This is a genomic window from Nocardiopsis dassonvillei (assembly GCF_964273065.1).
GTDB lineage: Bacteria > Actinomycetota > Actinomycetes > Streptosporangiales > Streptosporangiaceae > Nocardiopsis > Nocardiopsis dassonvillei_B.
In genome coordinates, this window is sequence record NZ_OZ186815.1 from 2,590,273 (window position 1) to 2,607,660 (window position 17,388).

General features: G+C 73.8%; 15 protein-coding genes. 8 read left to right on the top strand and 7 right to left on the bottom strand.

Annotated elements, in window-relative coordinates; all coding sequences use genetic code 11:
• Nucleotides 1–16: 16 nt before the first annotated feature.
• Together ACSUPR_RS11400 and ACSUPR_RS11405 are read left to right on the top strand one after the other, a co-directional pair.
• Nucleotides 17–1,198 (top strand): DUF695 domain-containing protein, encoded by a 1,182-nt coding sequence (locus ACSUPR_RS11400; RefSeq protein WP_436891131.1) that lies wholly within the window; start codon nucleotides 17–19, stop codon nucleotides 1,196–1,198.
• Between the two features lie 177 nt (nucleotides 1,199–1,375).
• A complete protein-coding gene (locus ACSUPR_RS11405; RefSeq protein ID WP_436891132.1) occupies nucleotides 1,376–2,323 on the top strand; it encodes a hypothetical protein in 948 nt (315 codons plus the stop codon).
• Nucleotides 2,324–2,349: 26 nt separating this feature from the next.
• Here ACSUPR_RS11405 and ACSUPR_RS11410 read toward each other — a convergent pair whose 3' ends face one another.
• A complete protein-coding gene (locus tag ACSUPR_RS11410) occupies nucleotides 2,350–2,673 on the bottom strand; it encodes an ArsR/SmtB family transcription factor (protein ID WP_436891133.1) in 324 nt (107 codons plus the stop codon).
• Nucleotides 2,670–3,527, bottom strand: a complete 858-nt coding sequence (locus ACSUPR_RS11415; protein WP_436891134.1) for an SRPBCC domain-containing protein — start codon at nucleotides 3,525–3,527, stop codon at nucleotides 2,670–2,672. Before ACSUPR_RS11415 ends, ACSUPR_RS11410 begins: the two co-directional genes overlap by 4 nt.
• Nucleotides 3,528–3,731: 204 nt before the next feature.
• Here ACSUPR_RS11415 and ACSUPR_RS11420 point away from each other — a divergent pair, with 204 nt between their 5' ends.
• On the top strand, nucleotides 3,732–4,106 hold the full coding sequence (locus ACSUPR_RS11420) for a hypothetical protein (RefSeq protein WP_436891136.1): 375 nt from the start codon (nucleotides 3,732–3,734) through the stop codon (nucleotides 4,104–4,106).
• 162 nt (nucleotides 4,107–4,268) lie between these two features.
• Here ACSUPR_RS11420 and ACSUPR_RS11425 read toward each other — a convergent pair whose 3' ends face one another.
• On the bottom strand, nucleotides 4,269–4,883 hold the full coding sequence (locus tag ACSUPR_RS11425; RefSeq protein ID WP_436891137.1) for a TetR/AcrR family transcriptional regulator: 615 nt from the start codon (nucleotides 4,881–4,883) through the stop codon (nucleotides 4,269–4,271).
• A 79-nt stretch (nucleotides 4,884–4,962) separates the two neighbouring features.
• Here ACSUPR_RS11425 and ACSUPR_RS11430 point away from each other — a divergent pair, with 79 nt between their 5' ends.
• Complete coding sequence (locus ACSUPR_RS11430) at nucleotides 4,963–6,204, top strand: FAD-dependent monooxygenase (protein ID WP_436891139.1); 1,242 nt, start codon at nucleotides 4,963–4,965, stop codon at nucleotides 6,202–6,204.
• 34 nt (nucleotides 6,205–6,238) lie between these two features.
• Nucleotides 6,239–6,862, top strand: coding sequence for a G/U mismatch-specific DNA glycosylase (mug, locus tag ACSUPR_RS11435; protein WP_436891141.1), 624 nt, complete (start codon nucleotides 6,239–6,241; stop codon nucleotides 6,860–6,862).
• A gap of 57 nt (nucleotides 6,863–6,919) precedes the next feature.
• Here the strand turns inward: mug and ACSUPR_RS11440 are convergent, their stop codons facing one another.
• Together ACSUPR_RS11440 and ACSUPR_RS11445 are read right to left on the bottom strand one after the other, a co-directional pair.
• Complete coding sequence (locus ACSUPR_RS11440) at nucleotides 6,920–7,363, bottom strand: hypothetical protein (RefSeq protein WP_436891142.1); 444 nt, start codon at nucleotides 7,361–7,363, stop codon at nucleotides 6,920–6,922.
• 441 nt (nucleotides 7,364–7,804) lie between these two features.
• Nucleotides 7,805–8,629, bottom strand: coding sequence for an ion transporter (locus ACSUPR_RS11445; RefSeq protein WP_436891974.1), 825 nt, complete (start codon nucleotides 8,627–8,629; stop codon nucleotides 7,805–7,807).
• Between the two features lie 904 nt (nucleotides 8,630–9,533).
• Here ACSUPR_RS11445 and ACSUPR_RS11450 point away from each other — a divergent pair.
• The 3 genes from ACSUPR_RS11450 to ACSUPR_RS11460 all read left to right on the top strand — a co-directional run bounded on the left by ACSUPR_RS11450 (nucleotide 9,534) and on the right by ACSUPR_RS11460 (nucleotide 14,529).
• Entirely contained in the window at nucleotides 9,534–10,085 is a 552-nt protein-coding gene (locus ACSUPR_RS11450) for a thymidine kinase (protein ID WP_436891143.1), read from the top strand.
• A gap of 965 nt (nucleotides 10,086–11,050) precedes the next feature.
• Nucleotides 11,051–13,726, top strand: coding sequence for an FtsX-like permease family protein (locus ACSUPR_RS11455; RefSeq protein WP_436891145.1), 2,676 nt, complete (start codon nucleotides 11,051–11,053; stop codon nucleotides 13,724–13,726).
• Between the two features lie 5 nt (nucleotides 13,727–13,731).
• Nucleotides 13,732–14,529: an ABC transporter ATP-binding protein gene (locus tag ACSUPR_RS11460; protein WP_436891147.1), complete on the top strand. Its 798-nt coding sequence runs from the start codon at nucleotides 13,732–13,734 to the stop codon at nucleotides 14,527–14,529.
• Between the two features lie 994 nt (nucleotides 14,530–15,523).
• On the opposite strand, the gene ACSUPR_RS11465 is transcribed toward ACSUPR_RS11460, so the two are convergent.
• On the bottom strand, nucleotides 15,524–16,288 hold the full coding sequence (locus tag ACSUPR_RS11465) for a hypothetical protein (RefSeq protein ID WP_436891149.1): 765 nt from the start codon (nucleotides 16,286–16,288) through the stop codon (nucleotides 15,524–15,526).
• On the bottom strand, nucleotides 16,281–17,357 hold the full coding sequence (locus tag ACSUPR_RS11470) for an NlpC/P60 family protein (protein WP_436891975.1): 1,077 nt from the start codon (nucleotides 17,355–17,357) through the stop codon (nucleotides 16,281–16,283). Before ACSUPR_RS11470 ends, ACSUPR_RS11465 begins: the two co-directional genes overlap by 8 nt.
• Between the last annotated feature and the right edge of the window lie 31 nt (nucleotides 17,358–17,388).

Consider the following 17,388-nt stretch of genomic DNA (forward strand, 5'->3'; position numbering starts at 1 on the left):
CTGCGAAAATCGACGCATGGCTCTGTTCCGTCGTCGCCGCTCCAACGACACCACCGACCCGTCCGCCGCCATCTCCGCGTTCTGGGAGGCCTGGCCGTCCCTGCGCGGCCCCCTGGCCGAGGCCGTCGAGGCGGACCGCCCGGCCCCCGAGGAGACCGCCGAACGGGTGACCTCGCTGGTCAAGGCCGTGCACCCGGACCTCGACTGGGAGGTGGGCCCGGCCCCGGCCGCGCCCAGGCCGGACCTGGCCGACCTGGACCTGTCGATGGACGTCGACCCCGACGAGCTGCTGGAGCGGCTGGCGGCGCTGGACGACCCGGGCTCCCTCGCCGAGCCCGCCGCCCACGCCCTCACCCTGCGCCCGGGCGCCTCCGACGACGCCCGCATCCAGTCCGAGCGCTGGTACCGCTCGGCCCCCGACGACGGCTCCTGGCGGTTCCTCCCGGCCAGACCCGCCGACCACGAGGGCCTGGCCAGGACCGTGCGCTGGGACGACCACGAGCTGGACCTGTCCCACGTGTCGGTGTCGATGCACGTCGACCACGCCTCGGGACGGATCGCGGTGGGCGTCTACCACCCCGACAACATGTTCCTGTCCGAGGACGTGCGCCGCTCCCTGGCCGACCACGTGGTGCTGCTCGCCCTGGGCGAGGACGACGTCGTCCGCTACATCGGCGGGGTGACCGCGCTGGACGAGTCGCCCATGGACCCGTTGCCGCCCACCTCCATCCCCTCGACGGTGCGCCAGATGGTCGACATGATCGGCGGCGGCGAGGGCGGCTGGGTCACCCTGCGCGGGACCGGGCCGGGGCGCGGACGGGTCACCTTCTCCGCCCGCCACCCGCTGACCCGCCGCGACCTCCCCGCCCTCACGCTGGCCGTGCGCGTGATCGTGCCCTACGCCGAGACCGCCGCCGACGGCAGCCCGGGCGAGACCTCCGCGCTCGCCCTCCAGGACCTGGAGAACCGGCTGAACCGGGTGCTGGGCGACGACGGCGCGATGGTCATGCACCAGACCGTGCCCGGCCGCAAGGACATGCTGTTCTACCTCGACCCGGACTCGGGGGTGCTGGCCCCGTTCGAGGAGGAGCTCAAGGGCTGGGCCGAGGGCGACCTCAAGCTCAGCACCCGGCTGGACCCCGAACGGAGCGTGTTCGGCGGCCTCCTGCGCCCCTACCGCGCCTTCTTCAAGCGCTGATCCGTCAAAGTGCGGGCCCTCCCCCGTGGGCTCCCGTTGACCGCCCGGCGACCCGGGGCGGACCCCGTCCGTACCGGGCCGCCGGGCGGGTCAAGCCCGGATCCCGCGTTGCACATCTGGCGCTCAAGCCCCGACAGGCGTAACGTGGCCTCCCCGCCAGGAGGATGATTCGGCCTGATGGACGGTGTGCTTCCCCGCGCTCCCACCGGCCGACCACGGGTGGCCGCGGTCGGCGCGATCCTCACCCTGTGCCTGGTGGGCGCCCCGCTCATGTCGCTGTTCCCGGTGGCGCTGTGGGACTTCTCCCGCGCCCTGGCCGTGGGCGAAGCCGGGATGGAGCTGTTCCTGCTGGCCCCGGTGGTCACCGGGGCCGTCCTGCTCATGGTCTGGACGGCCGACCGCTGGCTCGCCGGATTCGGCGTCGAGCACGCCCTGACCTGCGCGGTCCTGGTGACCGGCACCGCCATGGCCGTTCCGGTCCTGGTGTCGTTCCTGGCCCCGGACGCCGCCCCGCTGCCGGGCGGGCCCACCGCCAACATCCCGTTCCTGACCGGGCTGATCACCACCCTGGGGCTGGGCGCGGCCATGCTCTGCGCCTGGCTGCCCGGCGACCGCTCCCCGGGCGCGCTGCCCGCCGTGGCCGTGGTGTTCGTCCTGCTGCTGCTCCTTCCGGCGCTGTCCGAGGCCGTGCGCGGCCGGGTGGCCGCCGAGCACGCGGGCGATCTGATCCGCGGCTACGGGCGGCCGATCGCCGTCCTGGACCACCCGGACTGGGAGCTGGCCGCCGCCCACCGCACCCACCGGGGACTGCGGCTCACCTACGTGGACGGCGACGGCACCCCGCTGTACGTGGTCACCTGGGAGGACGCCTCCGGGGGGATCACCCAGGGCTGCGAGTACCCCGGAACGCGGTGCGGCGGCCTCGGCGGCGGCGTCGCCGTCCACCGTCCCGACGGCCACCCGGCCGAACTGCGCGTCGCCCTGGACGACGGGCGGATCGTGAGCCTGGCGCCGGGCGGCGGGACCCCGGTCGGCCTCCACGACGCCGCCCGCGGCCTGCGGCCGGAGTCCCCGGGCGAGCGCGACCTCCTCGCCGAGGACCTGGCCTCCCGCCTCTGGCGGTGACCGGCGCAGGCCCGGTCCGGCAGCGGTCAGCCGCCGCGTTCGGCGATCTCCTTGAGGGCGGCGAGCCTGCGGTCCCAGGACTCGGCGACCCGTTGCAGGTCCCGGCCGAGTTCGTCGAGCCGGGATCCGAGCGCCCGGTACACGACCTCCCGGCCCTGTCGGTGCGACTCCACCAGGCCGGCGGACCGCAGCACCTCCAGGTGCTTCCCGACCGCCTGACGGGTGACGGGCAGCTCCGCTGCCAGCGCGGACGCCGAGGCGGGCTCGCGGCCCAGCCGGACCAGGATCGACCACCGGGTCTCGTCGCCCAGGGCGGCGAACACGGCGGCGGTACCCGCGGCGCCGCTCATCCCCGTGCTCCCGCCAGGTGCCCGGCCAGGGCGGTGAAGCCGCCCTCCCAGCCGCCGGCCTCCGCGGCGGCGTTGTCGGCGGGCGCCCCGAAACGCGCGTCGAGCGCCCCGAACCCGGTCTGGGCGACCGTGAGCAGCGCACCCTTCCCGGAGGGCCGCACCTCCAGGACGACCAGGGTGGAGTTGTCGTCGGCGGGGTCCGTGTCGGGCTCCGCTGCGACGCGGTAGGCGAACCGGCGGGGGGCGCCGACCTCCGTCACCCGGCCCCGGTGGGTGCCGTGCCCGTCCCAGTGCAGGGTCATGGGTGCGCCGGGCTCGGGGACGAAGTCGGCGCCGCCGAAGGCGTACCAGGCGGCGAGGTGCCGGGGCGTGGTGACGACCTCCCACACGCGCTCGGGCGGGGCGTCGACGTGGACGGCCCGGTGCACCGACAGCGGGTCCAGGTGGTCGCGGGCGGCGGCCAGCTCGATCCGCCAGCCCTCGGTGTTCTCCTCCAGGCGGCGCCGCCGGTCGGCCTCGGTGCCCCCGAGGGTGTCGAACCCGCTCTCGACGACCGTGAGCCGGACCCCGCCGGGGCGACCGTCGAGGTGGAACTCGACCAGGGTGGAGCCGTCGGTGTCGGCGTCCAGCCAGCGGAAGGCGGCGTAGCGGTGCGGGTCGAGCTTCTCGGTGCGGAAGCGGAAGTCGCCGTGCACGGGGTCGCGGACGATGTCGACGTCACCGTCCCGGTCGACGGTGTGGTCGATGACGGCGCCGTCGTTGACGAACCAGCCGGGTCGGGTGACCAGGCCCCGGACGCGCTCCGCGGGGGCGTCGATGTCGATGGCGCGTTCGATGCGGTCGGCTTCGGTCATGGCGGACTCCTCCTTGAAGTGCAACCCCATGGTTGCACCACCCGGACCAATGCGCAACCACCGGGTTGCACGAACTCCTTCGCGACACACCCCTCCGCCTCCGCCCCCCGCTTGCGGGCGCGGTGATCCTGGAGGGATGGGAATGCCGGCCGCACCCGCGGCGACCACCGACCGCGGCGGCCCCGGAGCGGAGGGAGCGAAGCCGTGAGCGACGAAGACCTGGGCGACGAGCCGAACACCGCGGGGTGGGGCGACGAGGAGCTGTTCGACGAACTCCTGCGCCGCCTGAACCTGGAGGACCGGACCGCTGGGGCGGCCCCGGGCCGCGCCGCGGTCCTGCTGCACGGCGGGGGCGGCAGGGAGCCCTACGTCCTGCACGTGAGCCCGTCGGCCCTGGGCACCCGTCTGCGGTCGACGGCGGAGGAGGCGCGGGAGGCGTTCCCGGGCACCGAGCCGCAGATCGCCGCACTCCGGCTGTTCCTGGTGCACGTGGAGGAGGCGGTGGAGACCGCCCCGCCCGGCCACCGCCACCTGGTCCTGGACCCCGGGGGCGTGTACGCCCGCCCCACCCCCGGCTGAGCCGGCGCCCGGCCCCGGAATGTCCGACGGGAACGAGTCCGGCACCCTGTGGCTCGACGGCAGGGCCGCGCACCCCTGACCGCTCCCCGCCCCCGCCGCCCTCCCCGGGCACACGAGGGCCCCGGCACCTCCGCTCACGCGGCGGCCCGGGGCCCTCGGCGTTCAGATCCGGTCGTCCGGACCCCGCGGCGGCTTCGGCGCCACCAGGGCACCGTGGACCATCGCCGCCACCAGCCTCCGCACGTCGGCCTCGTCGAACGCCCCCGCCGGCCCGGTGACCAGTGTGAACAGCGCTCCCCCGTACAGGGCGGCCAGGGTCGCCACCGCCTCCTCCGGCACCGACGTCCCCAGCACCGCGTGCAGCGCGGCGGTGTCGGCCACCGCCGTCCGCTCCAACCGGCCCAGCACCTCCGCCAGCGCGGGCCGCCGCCGCTCCTCCAGCCGGAGCTCGAAGATCGCCAGGTAGCGGTCCCGCAGCACGGTCGCCGCTCCCCACAGCGACGCCGCGATCATGTCGATCAGCTCGTCGGCCCCGGTCGGCCCGGCCATCCCCTCCGTCGCGGCCGCCATGTCCGCCAGGTGCAGTTCCAGCACCCGCTCCGCGGCGGCGACCAGCAGGGCCTCCCGGCTCCGGAAGTAGTTGGTGGCCGTGCCGGCGGGGACCCCGGCGCGGGCCTCCACCGCCCGGTGCGTGAGCCCGTGCACGCCCTCCGCCGCCAGCAGTGCGATCGCGGCGTCGGCGAGGGCACGGCGTCGGTGCAGGTTGGCGGGCGGCATGGGGCCGAGTATAGGACTCGCCCGCGTACCACTACTATCGTATTGAATGAGGGTTGCGACTCGGGGTTCGGAGGGGATCATGAGCGGCGGGACTTCGACGGCGACGGTGGTCGGCGGCGGCATCGCGGGGCTGGCCGCGGCGGCGGCGCTGGCCCGGGCGGGGTGGCGCACCACGGTGCTCGAACGCCGCACGGGCGAGGCCGAGGTCGGCGCGGGGGTCGCCGTGCCCCGCAACGGTGTGGCCGCCCTGCGCGCCCTGGGCCTGGACGACGACCTCATCGCCTCGATCGGGCACGAGACCCTCGGCACGGGGTTCCGCGACACACGGGGCCGCCCCATCCTCCTCATCCCCGACGACCTCGAGGAGGTGCGCCGGGCCGTCACCATCCGGGGCTTCCACCGGCGGCGGCTGCACGCCGCCCTGGAGCGGACCGCACGCGCCCGCGGCGTGGAGGTGGTCACGGGCGCCCGGGTCACCAGCGTGACCGCCGGGACCCCCGGCGGGGCCCGCGCCACCGTGTCGTGGCGCGGCCCCTCGGACGGTGAGGCGCTGCACGCGGAGTCCGACCTGGTCGTGGGCGCCGACGGGATGTGGAGCGCGGTGCGCGGCGTCCTCTTCCCGGGAGTGCGCCCGACCTACAGCGGGAGCACCAGCTGGCGGGCGATCGTCCCGGACACCGGGCGCGACGGGCGGCTCGCCGAGTACTGGGGGCCGGGGGCGGAGTTCGGGGTCATGCGGGTGAGCGACACCGAGCTGTACTGGTACGGCTACGTCCGCGCCCCCGAGGGCTCGGTCGTCGCCGACGAGCACGCGACGGCCCGCGCCCGGTTCGCCGGATGGGCGCCGGAGGTCGTCGAGCTCGTCGAGCGCACCGACCCGGCCCGCCTGATGCGGCACGACGTCCACCACCTGCGGGGCGGCCTGCCGACCTACGTCCGCGGCCGGGCGGTGATGGTGGGCGACGCGGCGCACGCGGCGCTGCCCACCATGGGCCAGGGCGCGGCGACCGCACTGGAGGACGCGGTGGCCCTCGGGAAGCTGGTCGCGGCCCCGGTCGCCGCGGGCGGGGACCAGGCCGAGGCGATGGCCCGCTTCGACGCCGAACGCCGCCCCCGCTGCCGGAACATCGCCCGGCAGGCCGCGTTCATCGCGAAGGTGGGCGCCGACCTGGGCGGCGGATGGCGGCAGACGGTGCGCAACTCGCTGCTGCGCATGGTGCCCGCGCGCGCACTCGCCCTGGCGGGCTCCTCCGCCGTCGGCTGGGACCCCCTGCCGGAGGCACCCGCCCCGGAAGGGGTCCGCGGCGACGGGCGGGGGTAGGTGCCCGGCAGGACCACGGGAACGGGGAGGAACGATGGGCGATGCCGCGAAGCGCGGACAGGGCGCCCGGCCGCTGCGGGGGGTGGGCGGGCTGAGCCGCGCCGAACTGGACGCGGCGCGCGACCGGCTGCTGCCGGACCTGCTCGCGGACGGGCTGAAGGTGGTGTTCTGCGGGGTGAACCCGGGGCTGACCACCGCCGTGCGCGGCCACCACTTCGCGGGGCCGGGCAACCGGTTCTGGCCCGCGCTGGCCCTGGCCGGGTTCACCCCGGAGGTGCTGCCCCCGGAGCGGCAGGGCGAACTGCCGGGGCGGGGGCTGGGGCTGACGAACCTCGTGGCCCGTCCCACCCGCGGCATCGAGGAGCTGACCGCGGAGGAGTATACCGAGGGCGCGGCGCGGCTGCGCGAGAAGGTCCTCGCACGGGAGCCGGAGTGGCTGGCCGTGCTGGGCGTGGCGGCGTACCGCGCGGCGTTCGGGGCGCGGGGCGCGAAGGTGGGGCCGCAGGACGAGGCGATCGGCGGCACCCGCGTGTGGCTGCTGCCCAACCCGAGCGGCCGCAACGCGCACTGGACGCTCGCCTCCCTGGCCGGGGAGTACGCCCGCCTGCGCGAGGCGGCCGGCCTGCCCGACCTCTCCCCCGGCGGCGGGCGCGGATGAGCCGCACACCCTGCGGCGGGGCCCCCGGGCGCGGGGCCCCGTACCGGTACCGGGGGCCTACCGGAGTGCGCGCCGCAGCCGCTGCTCCAGTTCCCGCGCGTCGCGCTCCCGCGACCGGAGGACGGCCAGGGCGTACAGCGCGGCCATGCCCAGCGGCACCAGGGTGACGAACCCGATCACCTCATTGGCGTAGTGGAGGGCCATCGCCCCGATCGCGGCGGCGCAGGCCAGGTAGATCCACACGAAGACGGCGAGGTTGCCCCAGCGCATCCGCCCGGTGACGCGTGTGCCGCCGTCCGACCCCCCGACCGGTTCCAGGCGGCCGCGCAGGACGCCGTCCGCGGAGATACGGCCGCCCGTCAGGTGCCGCGCGGTGACGCGGTCCCCGTCCACGCGGATCCAGAGCCCGCGGTGGCGGCCGCCCCGGAACGGCTCGACGCGCACACGCACGTCCTCGGGGGTCGCACCGGGGAGGAAGGCCTCGAACCTCTGGGAGAACACGGCCGAATCCTAAGCCGTGCCGCCGGGTGGGGCGCACCCGGCCGTGACGCACCCGGCCCCGGGCGCTCCTGCGCCCCGCGGGGGCACCGTGTCGTCCGCCTTCGTGTCCGGAACCGGGAACAGGGGATCCGCAGCGCGGGAGCGAACCCGCGGGTGGTCATTCCGCGGAAAATTCTCGGCGCCCCGTTTTCCCAGGCCGGGCGCCCGCACAGTATTCTCCGGTGGGCAGCGCCGAATCCGCCGTTCTGTCATTCTGGAACGCGCACCTCCCGCGCCCGCGCCCCGGTTCTCCGTGCACGCCGTTCCCCCCGGTCCGCTCAGGCGACGGCCCGGTCCCCCACGCGACCCGGTCCGCGCCCCCGGGCCGGCGACTCCGCGCGGCATCCGGTCGCCCGGCCGTGCCGCACCCGGCCGTCGCCGGACCCGCCGAGCGGCCGCCCGTCACCCCTGCACGCGGTGCCCGTTCTCCGGCATCCCCGGCACCGCCTCCGGCGGCACCGGCCCGGCGTCCCCACCGGCACCTCCTTCGCCGCGCTGCTCGCGCAGCAGCCGGTCGAGCCGCTCCACCTGCGCGCCCAGCCGCTCCAGCCGCGCCATGACCGCCTCGTGCTGCACGGCCTCCAGCTCCTGGTCCTCCTCCCAGCGCTCCTCGTTGACCTCCTGCTCCATCGAGGTCACGATCACGCCGATGACCAGGTTCAGCATGATGAACGCCGTGATCACGATGTAGATCACGAAGAACGCCCAGCCCATCGGGTGCTCCTGGAGGACGGCGTCCGACACGTCCGGCCAGTTCTCCGTGGTGAGCAGCAGGAACATCGTGTACAGCGACCTCCCCAGGTCGCCGAAGAACTCGGGGACTTCCTCACCGAAAAGCTGCTGGGCGATGATCGCGGAGGTGTAGATGGTCACCAGCAGGAGCCCGATGACCGTGCCCATCCCCGGCACCGACCGGAACAGGGCCATGATGATCAGCCGCATCTGCGGGACGGCCGTGATGACGCGCAGGATCCGCAGGACGCGCAGGATGCGCAGCACCGAGAAGGGACCGGTCGCCGGGATCACGGAGATGGCCACGACCAGGAGGTCGAACCAGTTCCAGGGCGCGCGGAAGAAGTCCCGGCGCCAGGCGTAGAGCTTGAGCACCATCTCGACGACGAAGACGCCGACGAACACCTGCTCGGCGACCAAAAGATAAGGAAGGGCGGAACCCCCATAAGTCGCCCATCCCAAAATCCCGGCATTGACCAGAATCACCAGCAACATCACGTTGGAGAACCACTTGCTCTCCACTACACGGGCGACCCGGTCCCTCTGCAATGCGACGTTCCCCTCCGCAATTCCGCACCCGATTCGGGCGGCGGCCACCCACATATACCAAAGGCGCCCGAACCGCTGTTCGGCGTGTCCGCTCCGGCGCGGCCCACCGACCGGGCCCGGCCTCCGACCGGACCGGGCGGTGAAGGCTCTCCGCGGGCGGGGCCCGGAACCGGCGGGAGGGCCCGGGGCCGGGTCCGAACGGCCTGTCCGCAGCCCGGTGAACTCCCCTTTCACCGGTCCCGGGGCCGCGCACCCGCCCCTGCGGACGGCCCCCGTCTCCACCGGGCGCCCCCCGAGCGCCGCGCGCGGCCGCCGGGCCACGCGGGCGCGTATCGGCGGCGGGCCGATAACGGCCGGATGACGACCGGCGCGATTCACGGGTGCAACGCGCCACATCGGCATTTCCGGCCGGAACACACCTCACGCGCGGACCAGGCCGGAAACACACCGGCGAAAGGGATCCGGAAGTCGGCGGCCGGGGAAATCCCCTGCGGGCCCGGAACCCGGGCCACCCGCCGGAGTTCCTGGGGGCGGGCGGCGCACTGGTATCTTCTCTGCTGGCCTTCGGGCCCTCCGGCCCCCTCGGTCCCTGGCACGGGCTCGGGCACGCCCCGGGCTCCCCCGCCGCCCCGCGGAGCGTTCCCGGATCCCGTCCGGAGTGCGGCCCGGCACGCCGGTCCGGGCGGGCCCGGCAACGGACCGGGAGCACCGGGAGCCGCGGGAGCCGCCGGTCCCGGCAGGCCCCACCGGACTCCGCCGGACCGGGCGGGTCCCCCGCCGGGCCCCGGGGGGTCCCGCCGGAGCAGCCGGGCCCCACCCGGATTCCGCCCCCGACCGAGGAAAGAGAGCCATGGCGGAGCTGAAGTACTTCACCGGAGCGATGAACTCCGGCAAGAGCACCATGGCCCTCCAGGAGCACCACTCCCGCGGCAGCGAAGGCGTGCTGTACACCCGCCAGGACCGGGCCGGCTCGGGGATCATCTCCTCCCGCCTGGGCCTGGTGTCACCGGCCGTCGAGGTGACCGACGACCTCGACCTGTACGACGACGTCGCCGACCGCAAGGCGCCGTACGTGATCTGCGACGAGGCCCAGTTCCTGTCGCCCAAGCAGGTGGGGCAGCTGGCGGGCGTCGTGGACGGGATGCGGATCGACGTGTACTGCTACGGGATCCTCACCGACTTCCAGGGGCACCTCTTCGCGGGGTCGCAGCGGCTGGTGGAGCTGGCGGACAAGGTCGAGGTGCTGCCGGTGTCGGCGCGCTGCTGGTGCGGGGCCCGGGCCACCCACAACGCGCGCGTGGTGGACGGTGTGATGGTGTACAGGGGCGAGCAGGTGCACATCGGCGGCAACGAGTCCTACGCGACCCTGTGCCGCCACCACTTCATGGCGGGCGTCGCCTGACCCGGCCGGCTCCCGGCCCGGCAGGGGGCGGAACGGCACGGGACACCGCTCCGGCGGGCGACGGCGACCGGAGCCGCCGACCGCGGACCGGCCGCGGCCACGGCCGACGGGGCGGGCGGTGTGGCGGCCCGTGGGCCGGTCGCGGCCCGGCGGCGACCCGGTGGCGGCTGGGGTCCGGGAGGCGGACGGTGGCCGACCGGGGCGGATCCCCCTCGGTGTCGGCGGCGGCCTCCGCCCCGTAGGGCCCGCCGGCCCTCCGGGTCTCTCCGACCCCGGTGGCGAAGCGCCGCCGGAGCCCCGGATCCGACGCGGGGGCCGGGCGGACGGTCTCGGCGGCCCCCACTCGGCGACCGGGGATCGACCGGGACGGACCGCACCCGCGCCGCCCACGGCCGGGCGCCCGCGGGGGATGGAACCACCGGTCCGGGAGGGGTCGCCACCCTGGGGGGGCGTCACGGCACCGCTCCCGGAGAGGGCGTCCGCCGGGCCGGATGGATCGTGCCGGCGCCGTACCGCAGCGGACACGCTCCGCCCGGTCGCGGCCACAGGGGGCCGGACCGGAACAGGGCGTCAGCGACCCGGGGCGCGGGTGAAGCAGAAGACACCGGTGACGGCAGAGGTGTCCGTGCCCGTCCGACCCTGAGGAAAGGCACGCGCACCCCGTGGAAGACCAGGGGGGCTCCCCCGCCGAACCGGGGTCCGCCCCTGATGTGGCCGACCGAGGACACGGCTAATTTCTGGGTCAGGGACAGGAATCCCCACGGGCCCGCCCGGAGGAACACGAATTCCCCGGCGGGGATCCTCCGGCGGCAGCGCCACCGGATACCGGACCACGGAATCCACCGGACACGGCCCGCACCGGATCACCCCGCCCCCGTCGACGGTGACACGGGCCCACGCCCGGAGCCTTTCGCCGACCAGGCCGTACCCGTCCGACGCCGTATCCCGCGAGTTGGGAGTCACAGGTGAGAACCAGGGGTTCTCTGTATTTCCGGTACGCGTACAACGACATCACGAAGAACAGGGGCGTCACCCTCGCACTCACCGTCGTCCTCATCCTCAGCGCCTTCCTCATGGCCACCGGCGCGATGGTCATGGAGCGCACCGTCGGCGCGGTCGACCGCCTCTTCGAGCAGGCCCGGCCCCCGCACTTCCTCCAGATGCACCGGGGCGACCACGACCCGGACGCGCTGGCCCGGTTCGCCGCCGCGCACCCGGAGATCGACGCCTGGCTCGTCGAGGAGATGCTGGGCTTCGACGGCGCCGCGCTCACCTGGCACCGCCCCTCGACCGGCGAGACGGGCGACCTCGGCGACAGCCTGATCGACAACCTCTTCGTCACCCAGAACGAGGAGTTCGACCTCCTCCTCGACGGGACCGGGGCCGCCCCGCACCCCTCCCCCGGCGAGGTCTACGTCCCGGTGGTGTACCAGCAGCGGTACGGCCTCCGGGTCGGCGACGAGCTCGGGGTCGGTACGGACGCCGGCGTCCACCCGCTGCGCGTCCAGGGGTTCGTGCGCGACGCGCAGATGGCGTCGTCGCTGGCCTCGTCCATCCGCTTCCTGGTCTCCGAGGACGACCACGCGGCGCTGGCGGCGGCCGGGGGCGGCGACCCCGAGATCATCGTCGGGTACCGGCTGGCCGACCCGGCCGGGGCCGCCGACCTGCAGCGGGCGTACGAGGCCGACGCGGACCTGCCCGGGAACGGGCAGGCGGTCACGTTCGCGATGGTCCGCCTGCTCAACACGTTCAGCGACGGCCTGGTGGCGGTGGCACTGGTGTTCGCGAGCCTGCTGCTCATCGCGGTCTCCCTGCTCAACCTGCGCTTCGTCATCCGCGGAACGCTGGAGGACGAGGTCCGGCAGATCGGTGCGATGAAGGCCATCGGCATCCCGGACCGGGAGATGTCCCGCCTCTACCTGGCGAAGTACGGCGTCATGACCCTGCTCGCCTGCGCGGTCGGCGGGAGCCTGGCCGTCCCCGCGGCGGGGCTGCTGACGCGGGGCGTCCAGGCGAACCACGCCGAGGCGCCGTTGGGGATCGCGAGCTTCCTGGTCCCGCTGTCGGCGCTGGCCCTGGTGTACGTGTTCGTCCTCCTGCTGTGCCGGGGCTTCCTGCGCGGGATCGGGAGGCTCGAGGTCGTCAACGCCCTGGTGCACGGGAGCACCCTCGACGAACGCCGGACCGCGCGCAGGGCCGCGCGGCGGGCCCGGCTGGCACGGCGGACCGGGCTCGCCCCGGACCGCGCGGTCCCGGGCCCGGAGCCGGGCACAGCGGCCCCGGGTGCGGGGCCGGGCGGCACGGCCCCGCCTGCGGATCCGGCCCCGCAGGCGGACACCGCGGACCGGGGCGGGGTGTCGGCCGAGCCGACGCACACGGCGGGGCCGGGTACGGAGCCGGTCGCGCGGGCGGGCACCGGGCGCGAGGCCGCGGACAGGGGCGGGAACACGGACGCCGACGCAGGTGCGGGCGTCCCGGCCGGGGTCCCGGGCACGCTCCCGGGCCCGGGTGTGAACGGGCGCCTGATGCTGCTGGACCTGCGGGCGGAACCGGGGCGGTGGGCGCTGCTCCCCGCCGTGTTCTTCCTCGCCTCCGTCCTCATGACCCTGCCGACCAACCTGCTCAGCACCCTCGAGAGCCCCCGGTTCGCCACCTACATGGGCGCCCCGCAGAGCGATCTGCGCGCCGACCTGCTGTTCTCCGACGAGGTCGACACCGTCCGCACCGCCCTCCTCGCGGACATGCACCGCGACGAGCGGCTGACGGACGTGCGCGCCTTCGCCATCGTGCCGTACCGGGTCCGGGGCGAGGAGGGCTGGGAGGCACTGCGCGTGGAGGTGGGCGATCACTCGGAGGATCCCGTCGAGTTCCTGGAGGGCGGTCCGCCGGGGCCCGGCGAGATCGCCCTGTCCGTGCTGAACGCGGACGCGTACGGGGTCTCGACCGGGGACGGGCTGACCGTCCACCGCGACGGGGGCGACGAGGGGGCGGTGCGGCCCCGGACCCTCACCGTCAGCGGTGTCTACCAGGACGTCACCAGCGGCGGGTTCACCGCGAAAGCGGACGGGGAGGCGACCTCCGGAGCCGACGGCCACGTGGTCTACGCGGACACGGCCGAGGGGGTCGACCCGGGCGCCGTCTCCGCGGACTACGGCGAGCGCTTCCCCACCGCCTCCGTGGTCCCCATGCGGGAGTACGTGCAGCAGACGCTGTCGTACGTGACCGACGCCCTGCGCGCCGCCGCCGTGCTGTCCGTGGTCTTCGGCGTGGGGGTGGCGGTGCTCATCACGATCCTGTTCACCGAACTGCGGCTGGTCCGGGACCGCCGGAAGATGGGCGTGCTCTCCGCCCTCGGCTTCCCGGTCGGCGAGATCATCGCGCAGGTACGGGCCAAGACCCTCCTGGCGGCGGCCACCGGGACCGCGGCGGGACTGGTGTTCGCGGCCACGCTCGGGGAGGCCGCCGTCGGGGCCCTGCTCGCATCGGCAGGGCTGGGGCTGGCGGAACTGGCGTTCCTGCCGGACCCGCTGCTCGTCTACGCGGCCTATCCGCTGGTTCTGGTCGGCGCCGGATACCTCGGCGCCGTGTTCCTCACCGCGCGGCTGCGCGGTGCCGACAAGAGTGCATGGCTCAGGAGCTGACAGGAATGACGGGAACACCCGGGACACGCAACGGCACTCCCGCGCTGAAATGCCGCGGGCTGACCAAGTCCTACCACTCCACCGACCCGCCGACCCGGGTCCTCGACGGGATCGACCTGAGCGTCGGCGAAGGCGAGTTCCTGGCGGTGATGGGGGCGTCGGGCTCGGGGAAGTCGACACTGCTGTACAGCGTCAGCGGCATGGACCGGCCCACGGGCGGGAGCGTGCTCCTGGAGGGGCGGGACCTGACCTCCCTGTCGGACGGGGAGATGAGCCGTGTCCGGCTGACGAGGATGGGGTTCGTCTTCCAGCAGGCGTACTTCCTGGAGAACCTGAACATCCGGGACAACATCCTGCTGCCCGCGCTCAAGGCGGTGCCCCGGGGCGACCGGGCCGGTCGGAACGCCGCGGTCGCCCGGGTGGACGCGCTCATGGAGCGGTTCGGGATCGCACACGTCCGGCGGCACGGCATCACGGAGGTGTCGGGCGGACAGTTGCAGCGGGCCTCGATCTGCCGGGCGCTGGCGTGCGAGCCGTCGGTGCTGTTCGCCGACGAACCGACGGGGGCGCTGAACAGCTCCATGTCGGCCGAGGTCATGGACGCCCTCACCGGCGTGCACCGGGAGGGGGCGACGCTCGTCATGGTGACGCACGACCCGGCGTGCGCCGCCCGGGCCGACCGGGTGGTCTACCTCCGCGACGGTGTCGTGGTGGACTCCCGCACGCTGGGCCCGTGGAGCACCGGGAAGGCGCGGCAGCGCACGGACGACCTGCTCGCCTGGCTCCGCGGCCTGGGGTTCTGAGAGCCCCGGCCCGGGCCGCTGCCGGCCCGGGCCGGGGCGGCGGTCCGATCGTCCGCCTCAGGGGGCGGACGGCCGCCGGCCCGTGCCGGTGCGCGCGGGCCACGGTCCGGGCCCGGTCGCACAGACCGGGCCCGCCCGGGAAGCGCGAGACGAACCTCTTCGCCGCCCTCGAAAGCGACGCCCAGGTCCGCTCCGCCGGAGACCTTCCGGTGGAGCGGACCTACGGGTTCCCCAGCCTGGAGGGATGGCCGGGTACAGCGATGACCTGGAGCGCGTGCGGGCCGGGGGACAGGACGGGGGAGGTGGCTGGGGGACTCCGGGTGCAACGGCCTCGCCACGGCGCAGGAGAGCGGCCACTGCGTCCACGCCGGTCGGCCGGAACCGGCGGTCGAAGCCGTGCGGCGTGTCACCGACCGAACTCGGGCCGAAGACGGCCGTCCCAGGCGGAGGGCTCCCGGGCGGAGGCGGCCCGGCCCCGCACCGGCAGGGCTTGCGCGCGGGCGCGGAGGTTCCGGCGGGCGTGTTCCAGGGCCGCGGCGCTCCCCCGGGGCCGGGCCGAGTCGATCCGGGCCGATCCGGTCGGTATTCGGCGTGGAACTCGATGATGTCGTCCTCCGGATCACGGAGGACGGGCACCCCCGCGGCGGGCGATTCGGCGTGGCAGACGTCCACCGCGGAAGGCGGGACGCGGAAGTCGAGCTGGACGTCGGCGGAGCCGGGTTCCCGCGGGCCGTTCCGTCAGGCCGGGCCCCGGGACCGCGGCCGAGGAGGACGGTGTGATCCAGTTCGTGGACGCCCCTGAGGCTCACGGGCGGTTCTTCTGAGTGGGAGCGACGACGGAAGGCAGCACCATGTCGGCGGAACTTCAGCTCCCCCTTACTCACACCCTAGGGAGTGCGCGTAAGGCGAGGAAGCCACCCACTCCAGCCTGTGGACGACTCCCGCCCGCCCACAGATGCCTTGCCGCTGGCCGGCCCCACCTTCACTCCCGAAACTACCGGGGAATAAGGTCCCTGAGGTCGTTATCCAGACGCACTTGCAGCTTCTTCACCTCATTGGAGAAAGCCGCTGCGGTCACCTGGTCTGCCGATGAGAACTCCACCAGGATCACGGCGCTGCGCTTTCGCGCAACCACAGCGTAATAGCTACCTGCCCCAGAACCGGGGACTCCATAAAAATACTGCGCCTCGTCCAGCAGATCATAGGGTCCACTCTCCGTGACAGCAATACCCGAAATGGATATCTCTGAAGCGACCTCTTGCAGGTATTCTCCAGCCAACTGATCCCGATTGTCCTCTGGGGAGTAGATGACCGCTCGGTAAGAAAAGTCGACATCCCATGGGCCACTCGGGTAACCGGATCCCGCAGGCGTAACACTTCCCGAACAAGAACCCGACCTGACCAGGTCATTTCCAGCAGGAGACCCCCCTGCAAGGGATTCGTCCACAGGCCCTTCGGATTCCTCGGCAAATGTCAACTGTATGGCGGTGATAGAGTCCACGATCTCACACACATCGAAGTCTTCCGCACGAAAGTCTTCCCGAGGCTCAGAGGGCTGAGCGCCCACGGCAGGCACGCTTCCGGCTCCCTCTGAACTTCCCCCGAAACCAGAAGAAAGCGTTGAAAGGAAGGTCCCGAAAACAGCCAGAACCAGGCCGAAGACACCGAAGGCCGCCAGCGTTCCGCAGCCGAAAACCGCGAGCGCGGCCTTCCACCCGTGCAGCCCCTGCTTCCTGGGTGGTGCCTTCTCGTCAACCACGGTTATCCTGCGCCTCCAACTGGGCCTTCACATCGGGGTGCTCGAGCGGGCGGGTGAACCCCACGATCTCCGAACGATTGGGGTCATCGTACTCGCGCACCGCGATCGGTCCACAGTTGGTGCACCAGGCCTCCACCATGAGGCCGTCGCCGATCACCATCGCCATATGCCCGGGACCCGGCGGCTCTCCCGCCCGGGTCACATCGAAGAACACCAGGTCACCCGGCTGTTCTTCACCCGGAGGAATCTCCGGGCCGAATTTCCACTGGTCCTGGGACACCCGCGGAATGGTCACGCCGATGCTCTCGTACGCCTTCATCGTGAGCCCCGAGCAGTCGAACCCGTCCGGCCCGGTCCCGCCCCAGATGTACGGCTTGCCCCGCTGCGCCAGCGCCCAGTCGACCACCGCCTGCGTCAGCTCGTCGGGGGCCCGGCCGATCGGCACCCCGTCCTCGTCCAGCTCGCACAGCACCGCGGTCCGGATGGGATCCGAGGTGTTGTAGTCACCCTCGGCGTACCTGTCCGCCCACTCCAGTACATCGTCCACGTACCACCAGGCGTGGTTGTAGCCGTAGATCGCCCGTCGCACATCGTCCTGGATCCCGTGGGCGATCAGGTAGTCCGCCGCAGCGGGGATGGCGTCGGCCGGATCGTAGACGTTGACGATCCCGTCGCCGTTGCCGTCCACTCCGTATCCGACCTCCGGCCGGTCCTCCACGGCCTGAATCGGCTGGCCGCCCCAGCTGTTCCCGGCCGCGGAACCGTCCAGCGAACCGAACTGCATCGGGCCCGCCGCACCCCAGTCGTTGTGCCCCTCCGTGATCCCGGGCCCCTCCCAGCGCCCGTGGTGGGACTCCACCTGGCCGACCCCGGCGAGGATGTTCCACGGGATCCCGCGATCCTCCCCCACCTCCTGGTACAGCTCCAGGTAGTTCTCCGGGATCGAGTCCATCGCGTACCCGCTCGCCCCCGGCTGCTCCGCGTCGGCGTTCGGGGCGCACACCAGTCCGCTCGCCATGAGGCTCGCCAACCGGCTCCCGGTGTTGGTGATCACCGGGATGACGAACATCGCCACCAGGATCAGCAGCGCCACTCCGACC

Coding starts and splice junctions, on each gene's coding strand:
- ACSUPR_RS11400 (WP_436891131.1), top strand. CDS start 17: ATGGCTCTGTTCCGTCGTCGCCGCTCCAACGACACCACCGACCCGTCC.
- ACSUPR_RS11405 (WP_436891132.1), top strand. CDS start 1,376: ATGGACGGTGTGCTTCCCCGCGCTCCCACCGGCCGACCACGGGTGGCC.
- ACSUPR_RS11410 (WP_436891133.1), bottom strand. CDS start 2,673: ATGAGCGGCGCCGCGGGTACCGCCGCCGTGTTCGCCGCCCTGGGCGAC.
- ACSUPR_RS11415 (WP_436891134.1), bottom strand. CDS start 3,527: ATGACCGAAGCCGACCGCATCGAACGCGCCATCGACATCGACGCCCCC.
- ACSUPR_RS11425 (WP_436891137.1), bottom strand. CDS start 4,883: ATGCCGCCCGCCAACCTGCACCGACGCCGTGCCCTCGCCGACGCCGCG.
- ACSUPR_RS11430 (WP_436891139.1), top strand. CDS start 4,963: ATGAGCGGCGGGACTTCGACGGCGACGGTGGTCGGCGGCGGCATCGCG.
- mug (WP_436891141.1), top strand. CDS start 6,239: ATGGGCGATGCCGCGAAGCGCGGACAGGGCGCCCGGCCGCTGCGGGGG.
- ACSUPR_RS11445 (WP_436891974.1), bottom strand. CDS start 8,629: ATGTTGCTGGTGATTCTGGTCAATGCCGGGATTTTGGGATGGGCGACT.
- ACSUPR_RS11450 (WP_436891143.1), top strand. CDS start 9,534: ATGGCGGAGCTGAAGTACTTCACCGGAGCGATGAACTCCGGCAAGAGC.
- ACSUPR_RS11460 (WP_436891147.1), top strand. CDS start 13,732: ATGACGGGAACACCCGGGACACGCAACGGCACTCCCGCGCTGAAATGC.
- ACSUPR_RS11470 (WP_436891975.1), bottom strand. CDS start 17,357: ATGTTCGTCATCCCGGTGATCACCAACACCGGGAGCCGGTTGGCGAGC.